We start from the raw sequence: 16,481 nt of genomic DNA, 5'->3' as shown, positions 1-16,481 counted from the left end.
GGAACCGCTAGCATAGCGCCGTCCCCAAAATGGCGCTCGGCGCCTCGAGGCACCCCTCCCACAGCGCGATCGATAAACAAATCAGAAGGCTATCCGACGTACTTCGCACGGCTCCCCGCGAGCCTCCAGACCTAGAATGGGTCCTGACGAAACGACCTGATTTCAACAGGACCGAACCATGACTGCTAGTCAATCGATGTTGGTGGTGAGCGCGCATAGTGCGGACTTTGTCTGGCGCGCGGGCGGAGCGATTGCGCTCCATAAGAAGAACGGATATCGGGTAAAAGTGGTCTGCCTGTCCTTCGGCGAGCGGGGCGAATCGGCCAAGCTCTGGCGCAAGGGCGAGATGACGATCGAAAAAGTGAAGGCGGCCCGTCGCGAGGAAGCGGAGCGTGCCGCGGATGTGCTCGGCGCCGAAGTGGAGTTCTTCGATCTCGGAGACTATCCGCTGCGCGTCCCTGACGAGGCGTTGATGCGGCTCGTCGATGTCTATCGCGAAGTGCAGCCCGCGTTCGTGCTGAGCCACTCGCTCAAGGACCCTTACAACTTCGATCATCCGCTCGCGATGCACGTCGCGCAGGAGGCTCGCATCATCGCGCAGGCCGAAGGTCATCGGCCGGGGCAGAAAGTGGTCGGCGCGCCGCCCGTCTATGCGTTCGAGCCGCACCAGACGGAGCAGTGCGAATGGACCCCGACGACCTTCCTCGACATCACCGAAGTCTGGGAGGTCAAGCGTCGCGCGATCGAATGCATGGCCGGCCAGGAGCATCTCTGGGAGTACTACACGCGGGTGGCGCTGCAGCGCGGCGTGCAGGCGAAACGCAATATCGGCATCACGGCGAGCCGCAACATCGAATACGCGGAAGCGTATCAGCGCGTCACGCCGCAAGTGGTGGGGGATCTGTCATGAAGCGCGGGGTGGTGGTGACGCAGATATCGCGGGCGAAACCGGCGAGCGTCGACATTCTGCGTGAGGCGGGTGTGGCGACAGTGCACGAGGCGCAAGGCCGGCTTGGGCTCTTCGCATCGTATCTGCGCCCGATTTACGCCGGGCCGTCGATCGCGGGATCGGCCGTCACGGTGCTGATGCCGCCGTCGGACAACTGGATGCTGCATGTCGCCGTCGAGCAATGCCGCCCGGGCGACGTGCTCGTCGCCGCGCCGACCTCGCCGTGCGAGGACGGCTATTTCGGCGAGCTGCTGGCGACCTCGCTGGCGGCGCGCGGGGTGTGCGGGCTCGTCATCGATGCCGGCTGCCGCGACGTGCGGGCACTGCAGCAGATGAATTTCCCGGTTTGGTCGAAGGCGGTGTCCGCGCAAGGCACGGTGAAGGAGACGCTCGGCTCGGTCAACGTTCCGATCGTTTGCGCGCAGCAGTCGGTGCGTCCCGGCGACGTGATCGTCGCCGATGCCGACGGCGTGCTCGTCGTTCCGCTCGAAACGGTCGACGCGGTCGCGGACGCCGCGTTGGCCCGCGTCGCCAAGGAGGAAAAGACGCGCAGTGTGCTGGCCTCGGGAACGCTCGGGCTCGACTACTACGGCATGCGCGAGAAGCTGGCGGCGAAGGGGCTGCGCTACGTCGACTCCGCCGACGAACGCTAAGGGAGCGTTGCCATGTCGAATAGTCCGGTGCGGCGTCAGACGCGCATTCGCTGCATGATGATGCGCGGCGGCACGTCTAAAGGCGCGTTCTTTCTCGCGTCCGATCTTCCCGGCGATCCTGCCGTTCGCGACCGCGTGCTGCTGGCGGTGATGGGCTCGCCGGACCGTCGGCAGATCGATGGCATCGGCGGGGCCGATCCGCTCACGAGCAAGGTCGCGATCGTATCGCCTTCGACGCGCGACGACGCGGACGTCGATTATCTATTCGCGCAGGTGGTCGTCGACGAGGCGCGCGTCGACTATGGGCAGAACTGCGGCAACATGCTGGCGGCAGTCGGTCCGTTCGCGATCGAGCGTGGGCTGATGCGCGCGCGCGAGGCGACCACGGACGTCGTCATCCACATGGTCAATACCGGGCAGATCGCCGTGGCTTCCGTGCCCACGCCCGGCGGCTTCGTGACCTACGAGGGGGAGGCGCGCATCGATGGCGTGCCCGGCACGGCGGCCGCCATTCCCCTCGCGTTCCGGGACACGGCGGGATCGACCTGCGGCGCGCTGCTGCCGACCGGCCGGCTGCGCGATGCGATCAACGGTATCGACGTCACGTGCATCGATAACGGCATGCCGTTGGTGCTGATTCGGGCGAGCGATCTCGGACGCACCGGCTATGAGAGCCGCGAGGCGCTCGATGCGGACACGGAATTGAAAGCACGCATCGAAGCCATCCGGTTGCAAGCCGGTCCGCTGATGAATCTCGGTGACGTGAAGGAGCGGACCGTGCCGAAGATGTGCCTGATTGCTCCGCCGCGCGACATCGAGCGAGGCGGGACGCTCTCGACACGCAGCTTCATTCCGCACCGCTGCCATGCCTCGATCGGCGTGCTCGGCGCGGTGAGCGTGGCGAGCGCGGCGGTGATGCCGGGCACGGTCTGCGACGGCATCGCCGCGTCCGCGCCGGGGCGGCGCAGGCGCGTCTCGGTCGAGCATCCCACTGGCGAATTCACGGTCGAACTCGAGACCGGCGGCACGCCGGAAGCGCCCGAGGTGCTCGGCGCGGCGTTGCTGCGCACGGCGCGTTGGCTCTTCGATGGCGAGGTCGGGATTCCGTCGTCCGTGTGGACCGTGGCGTAGGCGTGCTCGATCGGAGCACGCTTATGGGCTTCGGCGAGGCCGGTGGCGGGCGGCCGCGCGCGCTTCACGATCGACGTCGCCCGCGACGATCCGAATCGCGTCGATCAACGCACGCGCGGCCGGCGATGGCGTGCCGGCTGCGCGCAGCGTCAATCCGATATCGCGGCTCGTGTTCCGCGTCGGCACATCGAGCGCGACAAGCTGGCCCGATTGCCGCTCATAGTGCAGTTGCTGAGCGGACAACGCCGCGATCATGTCCGTGCGCAACAGCAGGCCGCGAATCACGGCGAGGTCGGCCGTTTCGACGGCCGGTAGCGGCGGCTTGATTCTCGCGCGCTTGAAGAGCGTCTCGAACAGGCCGCGCGCCGGAGACTGGTTGCGCGGCAAGATCCATTGGGCATCGGCGAGATCCTTGATCGTGAGGCCGTTTTCGCCGGCAAGCGGATGATCGCGCCGGGCCAGCACCACGAGGTCTTCCGACATCAGCTTTTCGTTTTCAAGGCCGCTGACCGCATCGTTCGGACGCAGGGCGCCGAGGATGAAATCGACATCGCCCGCGCGCAGCCCCGCCACCAGCGTCTCGTACGCGCTTTCGTCCGTGACCACTCTGACGCCGGGGTATTGGGCGATCACCTTCGCGATCGCTTCGGGCAGGATCAGCGTGCGGCCAAGCGGCAGCGCGCCGACCGTCACACGTCCCTGGATGCTGCCGCGCAGCGCGGCCACGTCGTCCGAGACGTGGCGCAGCTCGTTCAGCGCGCGGCGCACGTGCAGCAGGAACGTCTCGCCGTCGCTCGTCAGCAGGAGGCCGCGCGGGTTGCGCTCGAAGAGCGTCAGCCCCGCGCCGCTCTCGAGTATCCGGATCGCGCTGCTCACGGCGGGCTGGGTGATGCCGAGCGCGCGCGCCGCGCTCGGCATGTGCCGGTGCCGGGCCAGCGCCGAGAACAATTCGAGCCGCCGGGCGTTGAGCAGATACGCAGGCACGCTGCCTTCGGTAGCGGAGCGCCGGCGCGATTCCCGCGCCTCGCACCAACGCGCCAACTCTTCCAGCTCGCCGAGCACGCGTTCGCTGCGTTTCAGCACCGCTTTACCGACCGGCGTCGGCAACATGCCCGAAGGCTTGCGATCGAAGAGGGGCTCGGCGAGCGCCGTCTCGATCTCCTGTACCGCCCGGGTCACTGCGGATTGCGCACGAAAGAGGGCGGTGGCGGCCCGGCTCACGCTGCCCGTCTGAGCAACGAGCGACACGGCGCGCAGGCAGGCGAGGTTCAGCAGCTCGCCTCGGTTCACCGGTGCTTGCCTCGCAACAGGATTCGAATGTTGATCGGTCTTCGTGCTATCGGCCATTTTATGCGGCACCTGCGATCAACTGCAGCTTGGGCAGTGAGAGATTGAGACTTTCCTTCGAGATGTACGTGTGTTCCTTCATCAACGCCTCGACACGTGCACCTTCCCCGTTCACGAGCGCCGACACGATCGCATGATGCTGGCGGTGCGCATACGCCAGCATCGTGAATTGACGTGCCTTGGCGGTTTCGTCGAAGGCAACGGTGGCCGGCGATACGAACGGAATCTTGTCGTTGAGATTCAGCGCTGCGCTTAGCGCCGCGTTCTGCGCCTCGTCGGTGATCAATGCGTGAAAGCGTCCGTTCATTTCGGCGTAGCGCAGGTCGTCACCCTTCTTGAGCGAGCCGGTTTCAAAAAGGCGATCGCCTGCGCGCAGGCACTCGTCGAGCGCGGCCGTCAGTGCTGGCGTCGCGCCGCGTTCCGCTACGGCGCGCGCAGCCAATCCCTCCAATACGCCGCGTACGTCGATCGCGTTCAGCACGTCGCCGACGCCGAATCGGCGCACCACGAATCCCCGCCCGCCCGAGCGCTCGAGCAGCCCCTCCGCAGAAAGCACGCTCAAGGCGTAGCGCAACGGCGTGCGCGATACCCCGAGCCATTGCGCCAGTTGCGCTTCGACGAGGCGCTGTCCGGGAGCAAGCTCCCCGCGCAGGATCTGCTCGCGCAGCGATTGCACGATCGCGTGCTGGGTAGTCGAACTCATTTGCGGGCCTCCTTTGCCGGGAAGTATAGCGGCGTGCACGGGGATTCGACGGGTCGGCCGAGCGGATTGCGAGTTGATTCTGACGGTATCTGTTCCGTTTATCGGATCTCGTGCGGGTTGCTGGAGAGCGTGACAGGGGCGTTGAGATACGGGATACCAAACGGGTCTTGTGCGGCGGGCTTCTCGGGCACGGCGGGGTACGAAAAAAGCCCGGAAACGCCCGCTGATTCCGGTGCAAATGGTTCAGTTATGACGTTAACCCCCACTGTCGACGAGCGGAGCGGTTTTGTATCTTTGTATCCCGTATCGAGTGCCGGCGAATTGAAGTGAAACCGGCCTTCTATCGAAACGGCGCGCAGGGCGTGCACGGCATCAAATCAGGAAATCAGACGACATGGCAAGAATCATCGGCGGAATCGGCACCTCTCACGTGCCGACCATTGGCGCGGCGTACGACAACCGAAGGCAGAACGATCCCGCATGGGCGCCCCTTTTCAAGGGCTATGAACCGGTCGCGCAGTGGCTCGCCGAAACCCAGCCCGACGTGATGGTGATGTTCTACAACGACCACGCGAACAGCTTCTTCTTCGACTGCTATCCGACTTTCGCGCTCGGCGTCTCGCCGAACCACGCGTTCGCGGACGAGGGCGCGGGCAAGCGCCCGCTGCCCGACATCGCGGGTCATCCGGACCTCGCCATCCATATCGCGGAGCACATGATCGATGACGAGTTCGATCTCGCGATCTTTCAGGAGCGTCCGCTCGACCACGGCTGCAACTCGCCGCTCTCATTGATGCTGCCGCACGAAGGCGGCTGGCCGATGGCGCTCGTGCCGATGGAAGTCAACGTGCTGCAATATCCGCTGCCCACGGCAATGCGTTGCTATCGGCTCGGCCAGTCGCTGCGGCGCGCGATCGAGTCGTTTCCGCAGGACCTGAAGGTGGTGGTCGTCGGCACCGGGGGGCTGTCGCATCAGGTTCACGGCGAACGAAGCGGTTTCAACAACACCGATTGGGACCTCGAGTTTCTCGACTTGATCGTGCATGACCCGCAGCGTCTCGCTCAGATGAAGCACGTCGACTATGTGCGGCTCGGCGGGGCAGAGAGCGTCGAGACCATCATGTGGCTCGCCATGCGCGGGGCGCTCGGCGACAAGGTGCGCGAGGTGCACCGCAACTATTACCTCGCGACCAGCACTGCGATGGCGGTGACGCTCTACGAAGACGAGGTGACGCAATGAACCCGCAACTGATCGGCATCGAGGAACTGACGGGCACCTATCCGTTCGATATCCGGCAAAGCGTCAAGACGCTGCGCTTGAACCGGTTCTTCTGGCAGATGCGCGAGGCGTCCGCGCGCGAGCTTTGGCTTCGCGATCGCGAAGCCGCCTATGCCGCCGCCGGCCTGACCGACGAAGAGCGCGCCTTGGTGGACGCGTGCGATTGGCTTGGCCTCGTGCACTACGGCGTGTGCTTCTTCGTCCTTGAAAAGTTTGCGCGCGTCGTCAAGGTAAGCAATCTAGCCATGTATGCGTCAATGCGCGGCGAGACGCTCGAAGCGTTTCTCAAGACACGCAACGTGCCAGGCGCGGCCTAGCCGCGATCGCGCAAGAACACGACCTCGCGGACGGTAGAGCCCGGGGCGCAGAAATCAATCCACGGAGACAAGCATGAACCCAGAGGCATCAGTCGATATCAAGGCATTCATCGACGCGCGCAGCGTGTCGGCGTATCAGTGGCTCGTCCTTCTGCTGTGCTTTTTTATCGTCATGATGGACGGGCTGGACACGGCGGTGATGGGCTTTGTTGCGCCCGTCATCATGCATGACTGGAGCGTCGCGCGCGCGGCATTCGGGCCGGTCATGAGTGCGGCGATGATCGGGCTCGCGGTCGGTGCGCTTGCCGCCGGACCCGCGGCCGATCGCATCGGCAGAAAAGCGATTCTGATCGGATCGGTCACGTGCTTCGGCCTTTTCAGCTTGTGCTGCGCGTTTGCCGACACGCCGCTGCAGCTGATCGCGCTGCGATTTCTGACGGGGCTCGGGCTGGGCGCCGCGATGCCGAATTCGACGACGCTGCTGTCGGAATACGTGCCGTCGCGCAGCCGGTCGCTGTTGCTCACGATCATGTTCACCGGCTTCAACTTTGGCTCAGGCGTGGGAGGTTTCATCGCCGCGTGGCTGATTCCGCACTTCGGCTGGCGTGGCGTATTCGTCTTCGGTGGCGTCGTGCCGCTCCTGAGCGTGCCGGTACTGCTTTGGCTGCTGCCTGAATCGGCGCGCTTCATGCTCGTTCGCAAAGCGGATGTCACGCGCATCGCGGCGACCTTGGGGCGCGTCTGCCGGCATACATTCGGGAGCCAGGTGAGCTTTACGTCGCCCGAACCCGCAGCCGTCGAAAAAGCACCGGTGCGCATGCTGTTTGCCGATGGCTACGCATTCGGCACGCTCATGCTGTGGGTCACGTACTTCATGGGGCTATTGATCATCTACTTGCTGACCGGGTGGCTGCCGACGCTCATCAAGGACGCGGGCCTTCCCGTCGAACGGGCTGCGGCGATCACGGGGCTGTTCCAGCTCGGCGGCACGGTCGGTGCGGTCGCGGTCGGGTTCGCCATGGACCGCATGAACCGCAACGCGGTTATCGGAGCCGCGTACCTGTTCGGCGGCGTCTTCATCTTCGCGCTGGGCACGGGCTCGTTGACGTCGGGAATGCTGCCGGTGCTGGTCGCATGCGCAGGTTTCTTCATGAGCGGCGCGCAAACGGGTTTGAACGCGCTGGCGCCGACCTACTACCCGACCCGAGCGCGAGCGACAGGCGTCAGCTGGATGCTTGGGTTCGGCCGGCTCGGCGGGATTCTTGGCTCGCTCGTCGGCGGCGTGCTGCTGTCGCTGGGCTTCACGTTTGGCACGGTGTTTTCGATCCTTGCCGTGCCGGCAGTCTTCGCCGCCATCGCCATCGTGATGAATCGCGTGGCATTGCGTTACATCACGAGCCCGATGGCGGAGACGTGAGACCGCTTGCGGCGATGCCGCTGTCGCCATCGCGAACGGAGTCGACGGTCGCAGCGCGAACATTTTTTAAAACAACGTAACGAGGAGTGGAGACATGAGCAGCAATTACAGCACTAACGGAAAGGAAATCCCTAAAGGACAGAATTGGGAGGCATCCGCGAAACCGGATCTCAAAGCCACTCTGCGCGCCGGCGTGGCAGGTGGCTTGACGGGAGCGGTGATCATCTGGATTTACGAGGCGTTGGTGTGGGTTGGCGCGCAGCACTTGATGCCGCTTGCCGGCATTCCACGCAACGCAACGGGCCTCGTGTTCGGCAAGGAAGTGCAGGAGGCGATCGGGATATGGGCCTATATCGTTGGCACGGGCATTCACTTTGTCTTCGCCACCGCGTGGGGCGTGCTGTTTGCGGCGATTTGGCCTTACTTCCGCCGGCGCGGATACGAAGCGACGTTCGTGGCGCTGTTCTATGCCATCGTCGCGTGGATCGTGATGCACGTGGCTATCTCGATCGCCTCTAACAATCATCCCGATTATTACGACCCCGCCGTGATCATCGGCGGCTTCATGTCTCACTTCTGCTTTACCGTTCCGCTGGCTCTCGTCGTGAAGCGGATGCTGGCGCCGCAGCCGGCGCGTTAGGCAAACAGCTATTTCACTTTTCGCGTAGAAGACAGAAGAACGAGGAGAACATATGCATATTAGAAAAATAGTAATACTAACGATGTTGACGGTAGAGGTGATCGGTTCAAATGCAGTGTATGCGCAATCGTCGCTGACTTTGTACGGAATTCTCGATGTCTTCGCAGGCTATCAATCGGCCAAAGTCGGGGGCAAAAATACGTCTCTGAGCGTCCTGGGGAACAACGGCGAGTTGACGAGCCGCTGGGGTTTGCGGGGATCGGAAGACCTCGGCGGCGGATACCGAACGACGTTCGTCCTCGAGAACGGATTCGATCCGGGGACGGGCAAGCAGCAGAACCCCTATCGCTTTTTCGACCGTCAGGCATGGGTTGGCATTGCGGCGCCATACGGCGAGTTCCGGTTCGGCCGCCAGAATACGCCGATGTTCGCTTGGAGCGGCAATATGGACGCATTCAGTGCGGCGACGTATGGGTCGGGCTACAACAATTTCTCCAACTGGCTGGCGCGCGTCGACAACGACATCAGCTACCTCTCGCCGAAGATCGCGAACACCCAACTCGAAGTTCACTATTCGGTCGGCGGGCAGCCGGGGACGTTGGCGGGGAACGCGGTCTACCAGGCGGGTGTGCAGACCACGCAAGGTCCTGTCTATCTCGCGTTGGCGTATCTGAACGCGGCCAATGCGACGAACACTGTCCGGGTACAGGAAATCATGGCAGGGGGCAATTACGACTACGGCCGGGGCAAGCTCTACCTCGGCTATTTCCGCGCGAACGATGTGATCTCGGCGACCACCGGCAATGCGTTGTCGAATCCGGCCGGCAAGTATGATCCGTCGGTCGGTCCGGTCGGCAACGTGCCGGGCGAATGGCACAGCACGTATTCCGTTTCCGCCGATTTCCGCTTTAGTCCGTTCTTGAGTGTTGGCGCCGGCTACGCATGGATCAAGGACGATTCATCGCTCGGCAATGGCGCGCGCGAATATAGCGCGATCGTCAATTACGATCTCTCGAAAAGCACACGGCTTTATGGCGTCGTCTCGCGCTTGAACAATGAAAACTCCGCGCAGTACAAGATGACAGGCGCCAGTATTACGACGGGGTCGTTCCTGACACCGGACGCGGGGCAGAGTGAAACCGGCGTGCAAATCGGGATTCGCCACCTGTTCTGACGGCTCGCTGGCACTCGGCTCGTGAGAATCCGAGCGCCGGCGCTTGCCTAACTCAAGAAGCCGGACATCCGCTCATTGACGTCATGCTGACTTACATGCGATTGGCTGCCTGTGCCTGAACTTCGCTCAGCACGCGATCGAGCGTGGCCGCCAGCGTTCCGGCATTTCTTCCCACTATCATCTCCACGTGGCTGCCCCCCACGCGAGAAATTTCGAGTCCGCGCCGGGCCGCCCGGTGCCACGCGGGCAACGGATCGCAAAGATCGTCGACAGGCAGTGCGGCTCGAACGAAGTGAATCGGTCCGACGTCGTACCTGGGCAGCCTGTAGGTGGCCATCGCGAGACGCATCGCTTCGCGCATCCGCTGCAACGGCTGTGGCAGATGAGCGATTGCGGCCGCTGGCTTATGCGCCGTCTTGCCGAATTGCAATCGAATGTTGTCCGCAGCGCCCGTCAGCTTCTTCAAGATGTAGCGAGCACGCTGCGCGGGTCGCACTTCGCGGAACATTCGCCACTGACGCGTCGCATACTCCAGTTGGTAGCCCAGCCAGTCCGCCAAAGGAAGGCAACTGTCGTGGACATGTGTGTCAAGCAAGCATAGCTGCTCAATCGATTCGCCGTCGCGATGCAACTGGAGCGCCATCTCGAACGCGACGAGCCCTCCGAATGAATATCCGACCAGCGTGTATGGCCCATGCGGCTGAATGCTGCGTATCTCGCGGACGTAACACAAGGCCATGTCTCGCACGGATCGCAGGGGTTCTTCATCCGGGTGAAGGCCCTTCGCGTGAATGCCGTAGAACGGACGCAAACTCTTCATCGCGAGAATGACCGGAAGACACTCCATCACGCTGCCCGCGATGCTATGAACCCAGAATACCGGCGCGCCGGTGCCATTGCGTACGGGCACGACGGTTTCCGACGCATTTGAACCCGCGTCGTCCAGCATCGCCGCAGCAAGCTGCGCGATTGTCGGGGCGACCAATAGCCTGGCGAGCGACATCTTGTAGGGACTCGCCCGCTCAACCTCCGTGACGAGCGCGGTCCCCAAAAGCGAATCGCCGCCGAGATCGAAGAAGTTGTCGTCGCGGCTGATTGGGGAGAAGCCGAACAAGTTCTCCCACAATGCGATCAGGTACGCCTCGAGTTCCGCCGCCGTTTTCCCAACTGGCGGCAAAGCGCTATGCACGGCGATCGCGTCGGCGCCCAGCCCTGGGTGTTGGCGAATCGCATCGAGGCATTTGGGGTTGCGCAACGCTGCGGTATTCGTCAAGGGCAGACCGTTCACGGCGTTGCGCACAGCAGAGTCGGACAGCTTGCCGCTATGCGTGACCGGCAACTCGTCGACTGCAAGAATCACGTTCGGGACATGGGTGGGCGAAATTCGGCGGGCCAGTTCACGGCGCACGCGCACTGTCAGTTCAGTCGTCAGACTCATGCCGCGCTCGAGCACAACGAAAAGCACCACGCGGCGATCATAGGCATGCGCGTCGCCTTTCTCCTTGATTCGCTGCTCGACCACCATCGCTTCGCGAATTCCCGCGATGTCGCTCAATACGCGATAGATTTCACCCGGCCCGACATTGACGCCGCGCACGTTGAGCACACCGTCCGAGCGACCATGCAGGCGTGCGCCGCCGCATGGCGAAAATTCGATCTGGTCGCCGTGCGTCCATATTCCCGGGTTCGCGCTAAAGTAGGCATCGTGAAAGCGCACGCCGTCCGGGTCGCCGAAAAAACCGAGCGGACGAGACGGGAATGGATTCGTGCAAACCAACTCACCTACGCCATCCGTCTTCGCCCCGCCGTCCCATGCCTGTACGTCGAGAGCGAGACTTCGGCACTGCGCCTCGCCGCACCAAACCGGGAGGTGCGGATTGCCGAGCACGAAGCAGCCTAGAATGTCCGTGCCGCCGGAAATCGACTGCAACTGCAGCGGCTTGACATACTGCATCACCCAGCGGAACTGCATATCGAACAACACCGCGCCCGTCGACATCATCGCGCGCAGCGCGCTCAGATCGAATTGACGCCAGGGTTGGAGTCCCGCCTCGTTGCACATCCTCAGATACGCGGGACTGGTTCCGAATACCGTCACCTGTTCGTCCGCGACGAGTCTCCACAGCGTATCGGCCTTTGTGATCGGTCCGTCATACGTCACGATCTCGACACCTGAGGCGAGCGCAGACAGTTGCCAGTTCCACATCATCCACGCGCACGAAGTATGGAAATAAAGCTTGTCGCCCACATCCAGGTTGCTGTGCAGGCGATGTTCTTTCAAATGCTCGATCAGCGAACCTCCCGCGCCGTGCATGATGCACTTCGGCTTTCCGGTCGTTCCTGAGGAAAACATGATGAAAAGCGGATGGTTGAACGGGAACCGACGCCACGTGAAGGTTGCCGCGTTGCCTTGAACGCTCAGTTCCTTGAAGAAGTGAATCCGCGCGGTGCTGCTGGCAGCCAGCGGCTCATCGTCCAGGACGACGACGTGCTCCACCGACTCGAGTGAGGAAACGAGCGTTGCGACTCCCGAAGCCCGCGTTCTCGCATTGGCCGACGTCGCCACCACGGTATGGACAAATAGCCAGGTCGGCGACAGCTGGCCAAAGCGGTCGACGAGTGCCTCGCCCCCCATCTCGGGCGATGCCGTCGAGAGGGTTGCCCCTATCGCAGCCACCGCGAGCGCGACAATGACCGCTCGCTCGTCGCTTCGCATGACCGCGGCAACGCGATCGCCGGAACGCAGGCCCAGTCGTTCCAGTGCTGCGGCGAGACGCGCCACGCGTTCGCGCAACTCGCAGCGAGTCAGCCGGACCCGAGTGCCGTCGGCGTGGCAGGCCGTGATGGCTGGCGCTGCCGTAGGCGCAACGTCAAAACTGAGCAGATTGTCCGCGTAACTCAATTCGATGTGCGGAAAGAACGTTGCTCGCTCACACACGTCGCCGACACAAACGGGTTCCGGATTTCCGCTGTAGTCAAATCCCTGTGCCCAGTCAATGAAGAAACGCCAGAAGGCCCGATATTCCCGTACCGAGAACGCATGCAACGCCGCGTAGTCCGGCAGTGCCTCGCCTGTATGAACCCTCAGTGCAGCCGTGAACGCTGTCAGTTGGGTCACAGGGACACGCTCAGGCGGAGGGGTATAGATAGGTAGCGTTCGAGTCGGCTCCAGATGATCAATCGTGTCGTCCCGGTTGTTCATTTCGGTCCCTCATGCCAACACAACGGGAATCGCCGGCTAAGACGAAACGTTTGGGCGATTCCACGTGCCGCTGGCCAATGTTGCATTCGATACGGAGAGGATCAGAACTGCGGAAATCGTCCAGCCCATCCGCCCCCGCGCAGATAACGCAGGAACAGGGGTATCCCTGTCAATTGAGCAGCGAACCATGAAGGTGATGCGTCGTCGGTGATGATGATCGTCCGCAAGCGGAAAGGATCCGTGCGACTATCGTTCCAGCCTACGTCGCAAGTACGTGCGGTCTTGTATCCCGCCGCCTTCACGAATTCGATTTCTCTGGCGCCATAGTTGCCGTTCGGATAAGAAAAGTGCACGCAAGCGCCTTTAGCCAAGGCAGCGACTTCACGTTTGGAATCGGTGATCTCGTTTGCACATTCCCGGATGTCGCAGCGCGTGAGTATCGGATGAAATCGCGTGTGCGACTGAAAGTCCACGAACGGCTGCATGGCTTCGATTTGTTCAAGGGAAAGCCCGGTCGCCTGATCGTCGCCGTCTTGCGAGAAGCCGCCTACATGGAGTTCGTTGAGTCGTTGCGAATTGAGTAGTCGTTTCAGCCGCTCGATCCCTGCCTGTTCCGCCCACGGATGCAACCACCAATGCGTGCGCCGACGCCCGACAATCCGACTGCACAGAAAAATCGTCGGACGCACCTTGTGCTTGAGGAAAATCGGCAAGAGAGCGGCGTTACCGGCGTGGCCGTCGTCGAGCGTGATAATCGCGCGTGGGCGCCCCGCGCTGGACTGAGCTAGGGCGTCAAGCGGGACCAGATCACATATTGTGCGCAAGTAAGTCAGATGGCGATCAAGCGTATCAGGGTCCGGGTCGTGATAAAGCAAGATTGCAGTTCTATCGCGCCAAAGCAGTACGCGTGTTAGCCAGGCAATGCCCGACGCAATGAGAAAGCTCGCAATGAGTTCCTTTAAAAGGCCGTTTCTTTGGGGCATCATTGTCCATTCTCCATGTGCTGCGTAGCCGTCATATCAAGGAAGCAGATTTAAATGGACTTGGCGTAAGACGCTGTTAGCGTCCGGCCTGATTAATAGTCGTCTTGGTCGCCGTACTGCAACCCGCTGTGAGCGGCGTCTGTGCATCCTGACGATACAGTCTGCTGATATGCCGCGCGACATGTGGCGCCGCGTATTTCGCTCCGTAGACGAAGCGCATAACGGGCCCAAAGCTGTATGCCGATGCCGGTCCGATCACATAAAGCCCGCGAACGGCGGTTTCGAAATTGCGCGTCAGTTCGGGCACACCGTCTACGAGCGACATAGACTGGACGATCTCGTTTGAAAGAAACACATGTCGGCTCATGTCGGTCTTGAAGCCCGTCGCCGCTATGACGTGATTGGCCTCGATCTGCGATTCCTGGTTGTCGACGGCAACGCGCAGGACCACTCGGCCGTTTTCAACGGCGGCATGGCGTACCTCGCTGCCCAAAGACACCTCGATCCTGTCGACGACGCGATCACGGAGCCACCAGGCACCGGATGGACCCCATGTGGAATTCACGACTTCTTTGCGGAGCTGCTGACGCAACTCTCGAAACAGAAAGGGATATTCGGCAATGATGTGGGCGCGCCATCCCTGGCCGATCCCGCCTTCCGGCTTGAGCAGTTTCGATAGGATGCCGCGGGTGCTATTCGGCGTTCTATTCCAGGTTACATTGCGTTCTCGCGCGAGAACGCGTATGCGGCCACCCACTTCGTGCATAAGGGCCGCCAAGCCGAGAGCCGACTGTCCGCCACCCACAATGACGATGTCCTTATCCCGGACCCAGTCAAGGTTTCCATACTCGCAGGAATGGGATACATATTCCCTTGGCAGTCGGTCTAGAACCATAGGTATCCTTTCGAATCCCTTGAGTCCAAGCGCCAATACCGCGCGGCGTGCCACCAGGGAACTGCCGTCACTCAAGCTGAAATGAAACTTGCCTTCCACGCGGTGCATGTCGAGAACTTCGACCGTCCTTATTTGGCTGACAAGGTTCTGCTGGAACCATAGCGCGTATTCCACGAAGGTTTCGCGCGAAAGGTGCATGCCTACAGGCTGATATCGGATGCCCTTGTGCGCGCAGTAGTCCTTCATCGAATAGCCGCGTTGCGGCGCATAGAGACTGGAAGCGAATGCCTCAGAACGCATGAGCATGCCCGGCGGCATAAAGTCGCTCCAGGCTTGCATGGGCTTGCCAAAAATCTGATGAGGCACGCCGGATGCGTTCAAGTGAGCGGCAAGGGATAGTCCATAGGGTCCTGCACCAATGATGACGGTGTCGGTCGCTGCCATTCGTTCCTCCCGTTTAGCACATTCCTGGTCGAGCTGAGGGTGACTTTTGCTGCGCCAGCTGCACTATGCGGCGCAGTGGATCGTTCAGGCAGTAATATTTCAAGGCTGGCAGCGGGTCATCCCAGCGAAAATAGCCATCCACCATATTTGTCACGCCGGTTCGAAGATGGCGAGGCAGCTTGTCGATGAGCGTCGCGCGCCACGCGACAGACGCCTGGCGGGGCTCAGGGGAGGCGACAGGATGCCCGAGCTCGTATTGGTAGGCGGAAAACGGGATATTGACTCCACATAGCGTCGCTATCTCCTCCTGCCAATCAGTTCTGCCAACTGTAGGCTCGATCATGACAAATTTCAGATGGTGATCGTCCCACTTGTACTCCATGCTGCCCATGCCATCCATGCCGGCGCATTCCGCAAAGGCCAAGGTCATGGGCTCGAGTACCTCACGCGCGTCCGGTGCGGCAATGCAGACGGCCGTACTCCCGACGTTGCGGGGATAGCATGAAAGCTTGCGCCCTGTAAACGTGGCGACAGCTTGCCCGTTGTCTCCACGATAGAAGAGCGTGAAATAGATATTGCTATCCGCGCCTTCGATCCACTCTTGTGCGACGATCCCGCCCGGAGTTTCAAGCATCGCCGCTGCGTGCTCACGGGCTTCCTTTAAGGTGTCGACGCGAATCGCGCGTTCCTTTTCTCCGCTTAGTGCACTTCGTTTGTCATCCGGTTTGAGGACGCATGGAAACGTCAGCTGATCCAGCAGTGCTACGTCGCAGGGGCTTTCGAGAATGGCGGTTCGCGGAACCGGGAAGTCGTGGCGGAGCGAAAAGTCGTGAAAGTCCGCCTTGCTGCTCAACAGTTTGACGCTCTTGTCGGTTGGAAGGCGAAACCGAAACCACCTGGACAATTCATCGCGATTTTCGGAAACCGAATGGACCGCTTGCTCAGCGGTCAAGATAAGCACTGGCGGCTGATCAAACTTTTTGCTAATTTCGATCATATCTTCGACGAATTCTCTTCCTTCGAAGTTTCTGATCAGGCGGCCGCGGGTGTGACGGGACCATAGCGCCGCCCGGTTGCTTTCGGTGTCGACCGTTACGATCGGAATCCCTTGTCGAGCGAGCGATCGTACGACACCCAGGCCATTTAATTCACCGCCCACGACAACCGCACCAACGTTCGGGATGGACTGGTACGGTTGCGGCATAGATCGCTCCATCTACCTGTTGTCGAGGCAGCACAAAAGCGTACGAGGAAATGAGTTAATTCGTCGGAACCTTCAATTGCCGTACAAGGAAAGCCACTATAGCGGGTCAAATAAGACCAATTGAATAAGACGAGAATTGCCGG

At 61.6% G+C, this 16,481-nt stretch carries 14 protein-coding genes; 8 read left to right on the top strand and 6 right to left on the bottom strand.

The window, feature by feature from the left end:
* The first annotated feature begins 178 nt into the window (after positions 1-178).
* From FAZ95_RS13035 to FAZ95_RS13025, 3 genes are read left to right on the top strand one after another with little or no spacing between them, the layout of a single operon-like run.
* A complete protein-coding gene (locus FAZ95_RS13035) occupies positions 179-910 on the top strand; it encodes a PIG-L deacetylase family protein (protein WP_137332847.1) in 732 nt (243 codons plus the stop codon).
* Positions 907-1,602, top strand: coding sequence for a 4-carboxy-4-hydroxy-2-oxoadipate aldolase/oxaloacetate decarboxylase (locus tag FAZ95_RS13030; RefSeq protein ID WP_137332846.1), 696 nt, complete (start codon positions 907-909; stop codon positions 1,600-1,602). The genes FAZ95_RS13035 and FAZ95_RS13030 overlap by 4 nt, the downstream gene beginning before the upstream one ends.
* 12 nt (positions 1,603-1,614) lie before the next feature.
* Positions 1,615-2,733: a 4-oxalomesaconate tautomerase gene (locus FAZ95_RS13025; protein ID WP_137332845.1), complete on the top strand. Its 1,119-nt coding sequence runs from the start codon at positions 1,615-1,617 to the stop codon at positions 2,731-2,733.
* 21 nt (positions 2,734-2,754) lie between these two features.
* On the opposite strand, the gene FAZ95_RS13020 is transcribed toward FAZ95_RS13025, so the two are convergent.
* Complete coding sequence (locus FAZ95_RS13020) at positions 2,755-4,023, bottom strand: LysR family transcriptional regulator (RefSeq protein WP_137332844.1); 1,269 nt, start codon at positions 4,021-4,023, stop codon at positions 2,755-2,757.
* Positions 4,024-4,081: 58 nt separating this feature from the next.
* The gene (locus FAZ95_RS13015) at positions 4,082-4,783 is read right to left on the bottom strand and encodes a GntR family transcriptional regulator (protein ID WP_137332843.1); all 702 of its coding nucleotides are present in this window, start codon (positions 4,781-4,783) and stop codon (positions 4,082-4,084) included.
* A 394-nt stretch (positions 4,784-5,177) separates the two neighbouring features.
* On the opposite strand from FAZ95_RS13015, the gene FAZ95_RS13010 reads away from it, so the two are divergent.
* The 5 genes from FAZ95_RS13010 to FAZ95_RS12990 all read left to right on the top strand — a co-directional run bounded on the left by FAZ95_RS13010 (position 5,178) and on the right by FAZ95_RS12990 (position 9,610).
* Positions 5,178-6,023, top strand: coding sequence for a gallate dioxygenase (locus FAZ95_RS13010; RefSeq protein ID WP_137332842.1), 846 nt, complete (start codon positions 5,178-5,180; stop codon positions 6,021-6,023).
* Complete coding sequence (locus FAZ95_RS13005; protein WP_137332841.1) at positions 6,020-6,379, top strand: protocatechuate 3,4-dioxygenase; 360 nt, start codon at positions 6,020-6,022, stop codon at positions 6,377-6,379. Before FAZ95_RS13010 ends, FAZ95_RS13005 begins: the two co-directional genes overlap by 4 nt.
* Positions 6,380-6,452: 73 nt before the next feature.
* On the top strand, positions 6,453-7,796 hold the full coding sequence (locus tag FAZ95_RS13000) for an MFS transporter (RefSeq protein ID WP_137332840.1): 1,344 nt from the start codon (positions 6,453-6,455) through the stop codon (positions 7,794-7,796).
* 94 nt (positions 7,797-7,890) lie between these two features.
* Positions 7,891-8,436 carry a hypothetical protein gene (locus FAZ95_RS12995; RefSeq protein ID WP_137332839.1) on the top strand — a complete coding sequence of 182 codons (546 nt, stop codon included), beginning with the start codon at positions 7,891-7,893 and terminating at the stop codon, positions 8,434-8,436.
* Positions 8,437-8,518: 82 nt separating this feature from the next.
* Complete coding sequence (locus tag FAZ95_RS12990; protein ID WP_175425589.1) at positions 8,519-9,610, top strand: porin; 1,092 nt, start codon at positions 8,519-8,521, stop codon at positions 9,608-9,610.
* 91 nt (positions 9,611-9,701) lie between these two features.
* Here FAZ95_RS12990 and FAZ95_RS12985 read toward each other — a convergent pair whose 3' ends face one another.
* The 4 genes from FAZ95_RS12985 to FAZ95_RS12970 all read right to left on the bottom strand — a co-directional run bounded on the left by FAZ95_RS12985 (position 9,702) and on the right by FAZ95_RS12970 (position 16,338).
* Positions 9,702-12,728, bottom strand: coding sequence for an acetoacetate--CoA ligase (locus FAZ95_RS12985; RefSeq protein WP_367871142.1), 3,027 nt, complete (start codon positions 12,726-12,728; stop codon positions 9,702-9,704).
* A 185-nt stretch (positions 12,729-12,913) separates the two neighbouring features.
* A complete protein-coding gene (locus FAZ95_RS12980; RefSeq protein ID WP_137334537.1) occupies positions 12,914-13,795 on the bottom strand; it encodes a polysaccharide deacetylase family protein in 882 nt (293 codons plus the stop codon).
* A gap of 76 nt (positions 13,796-13,871) precedes the next feature.
* The gene (locus tag FAZ95_RS12975; protein ID WP_137332836.1) at positions 13,872-15,134 is read right to left on the bottom strand and encodes a SidA/IucD/PvdA family monooxygenase; all 1,263 of its coding nucleotides are present in this window, start codon (positions 15,132-15,134) and stop codon (positions 13,872-13,874) included.
* Positions 15,135-15,147: 13 nt separating this feature from the next.
* The gene (locus FAZ95_RS12970; RefSeq protein WP_175425588.1) at positions 15,148-16,338 is read right to left on the bottom strand and encodes a carboxylate--amine ligase; all 1,191 of its coding nucleotides are present in this window, start codon (positions 16,336-16,338) and stop codon (positions 15,148-15,150) included.
* Positions 16,339-16,481 lie beyond the last annotated feature (143 nt).

The organism is Trinickia violacea (assembly GCF_005280735.1).
Lineage (GTDB): Bacteria > Pseudomonadota > Gammaproteobacteria > Burkholderiales > Burkholderiaceae > Trinickia_A > Trinickia_A violacea.
The sequence above is the reverse complement of the archived record's forward strand: the minus strand, read 5'-3'. Positions and strand labels throughout refer to the sequence as shown.

Bases quoted from the DNA above. Each gene is read 5' to 3' on its own strand.
- FAZ95_RS13035 (WP_137332847.1), top strand. From the start codon at position 179: ATGACTGCTAGTCAATCGATGTTGGTGGTGAGCGCGCATAGTGCGGAC.
- FAZ95_RS13030 (WP_137332846.1), top strand. From the start codon at position 907: ATGAAGCGCGGGGTGGTGGTGACGCAGATATCGCGGGCGAAACCGGCG.
- FAZ95_RS13025 (WP_137332845.1), top strand. From the start codon at position 1,615: ATGTCGAATAGTCCGGTGCGGCGTCAGACGCGCATTCGCTGCATGATG.
- FAZ95_RS13015 (WP_137332843.1), bottom strand. From the start codon at position 4,783: ATGAGTTCGACTACCCAGCACGCGATCGTGCAATCGCTGCGCGAGCAG.
- FAZ95_RS13010 (WP_137332842.1), top strand. From the start codon at position 5,178: ATGGCAAGAATCATCGGCGGAATCGGCACCTCTCACGTGCCGACCATT.
- FAZ95_RS13005 (WP_137332841.1), top strand. From the start codon at position 6,020: ATGAACCCGCAACTGATCGGCATCGAGGAACTGACGGGCACCTATCCG.
- FAZ95_RS13000 (WP_137332840.1), top strand. From the start codon at position 6,453: ATGAACCCAGAGGCATCAGTCGATATCAAGGCATTCATCGACGCGCGC.
- FAZ95_RS12995 (WP_137332839.1), top strand. From the start codon at position 7,891: ATGAGCAGCAATTACAGCACTAACGGAAAGGAAATCCCTAAAGGACAG.
- FAZ95_RS12990 (WP_175425589.1), top strand. From the start codon at position 8,519: ATGTTGACGGTAGAGGTGATCGGTTCAAATGCAGTGTATGCGCAATCG.
- FAZ95_RS12980 (WP_137334537.1), bottom strand. From the start codon at position 13,795: ATGCCCCAAAGAAACGGCCTTTTAAAGGAACTCATTGCGAGCTTTCTC.
- FAZ95_RS12975 (WP_137332836.1), bottom strand. From the start codon at position 15,134: ATGGCAGCGACCGACACCGTCATCATTGGTGCAGGACCCTATGGACTA.
- FAZ95_RS12970 (WP_175425588.1), bottom strand. From the start codon at position 16,338: ATGCCGCAACCGTACCAGTCCATCCCGAACGTTGGTGCGGTTGTCGTG.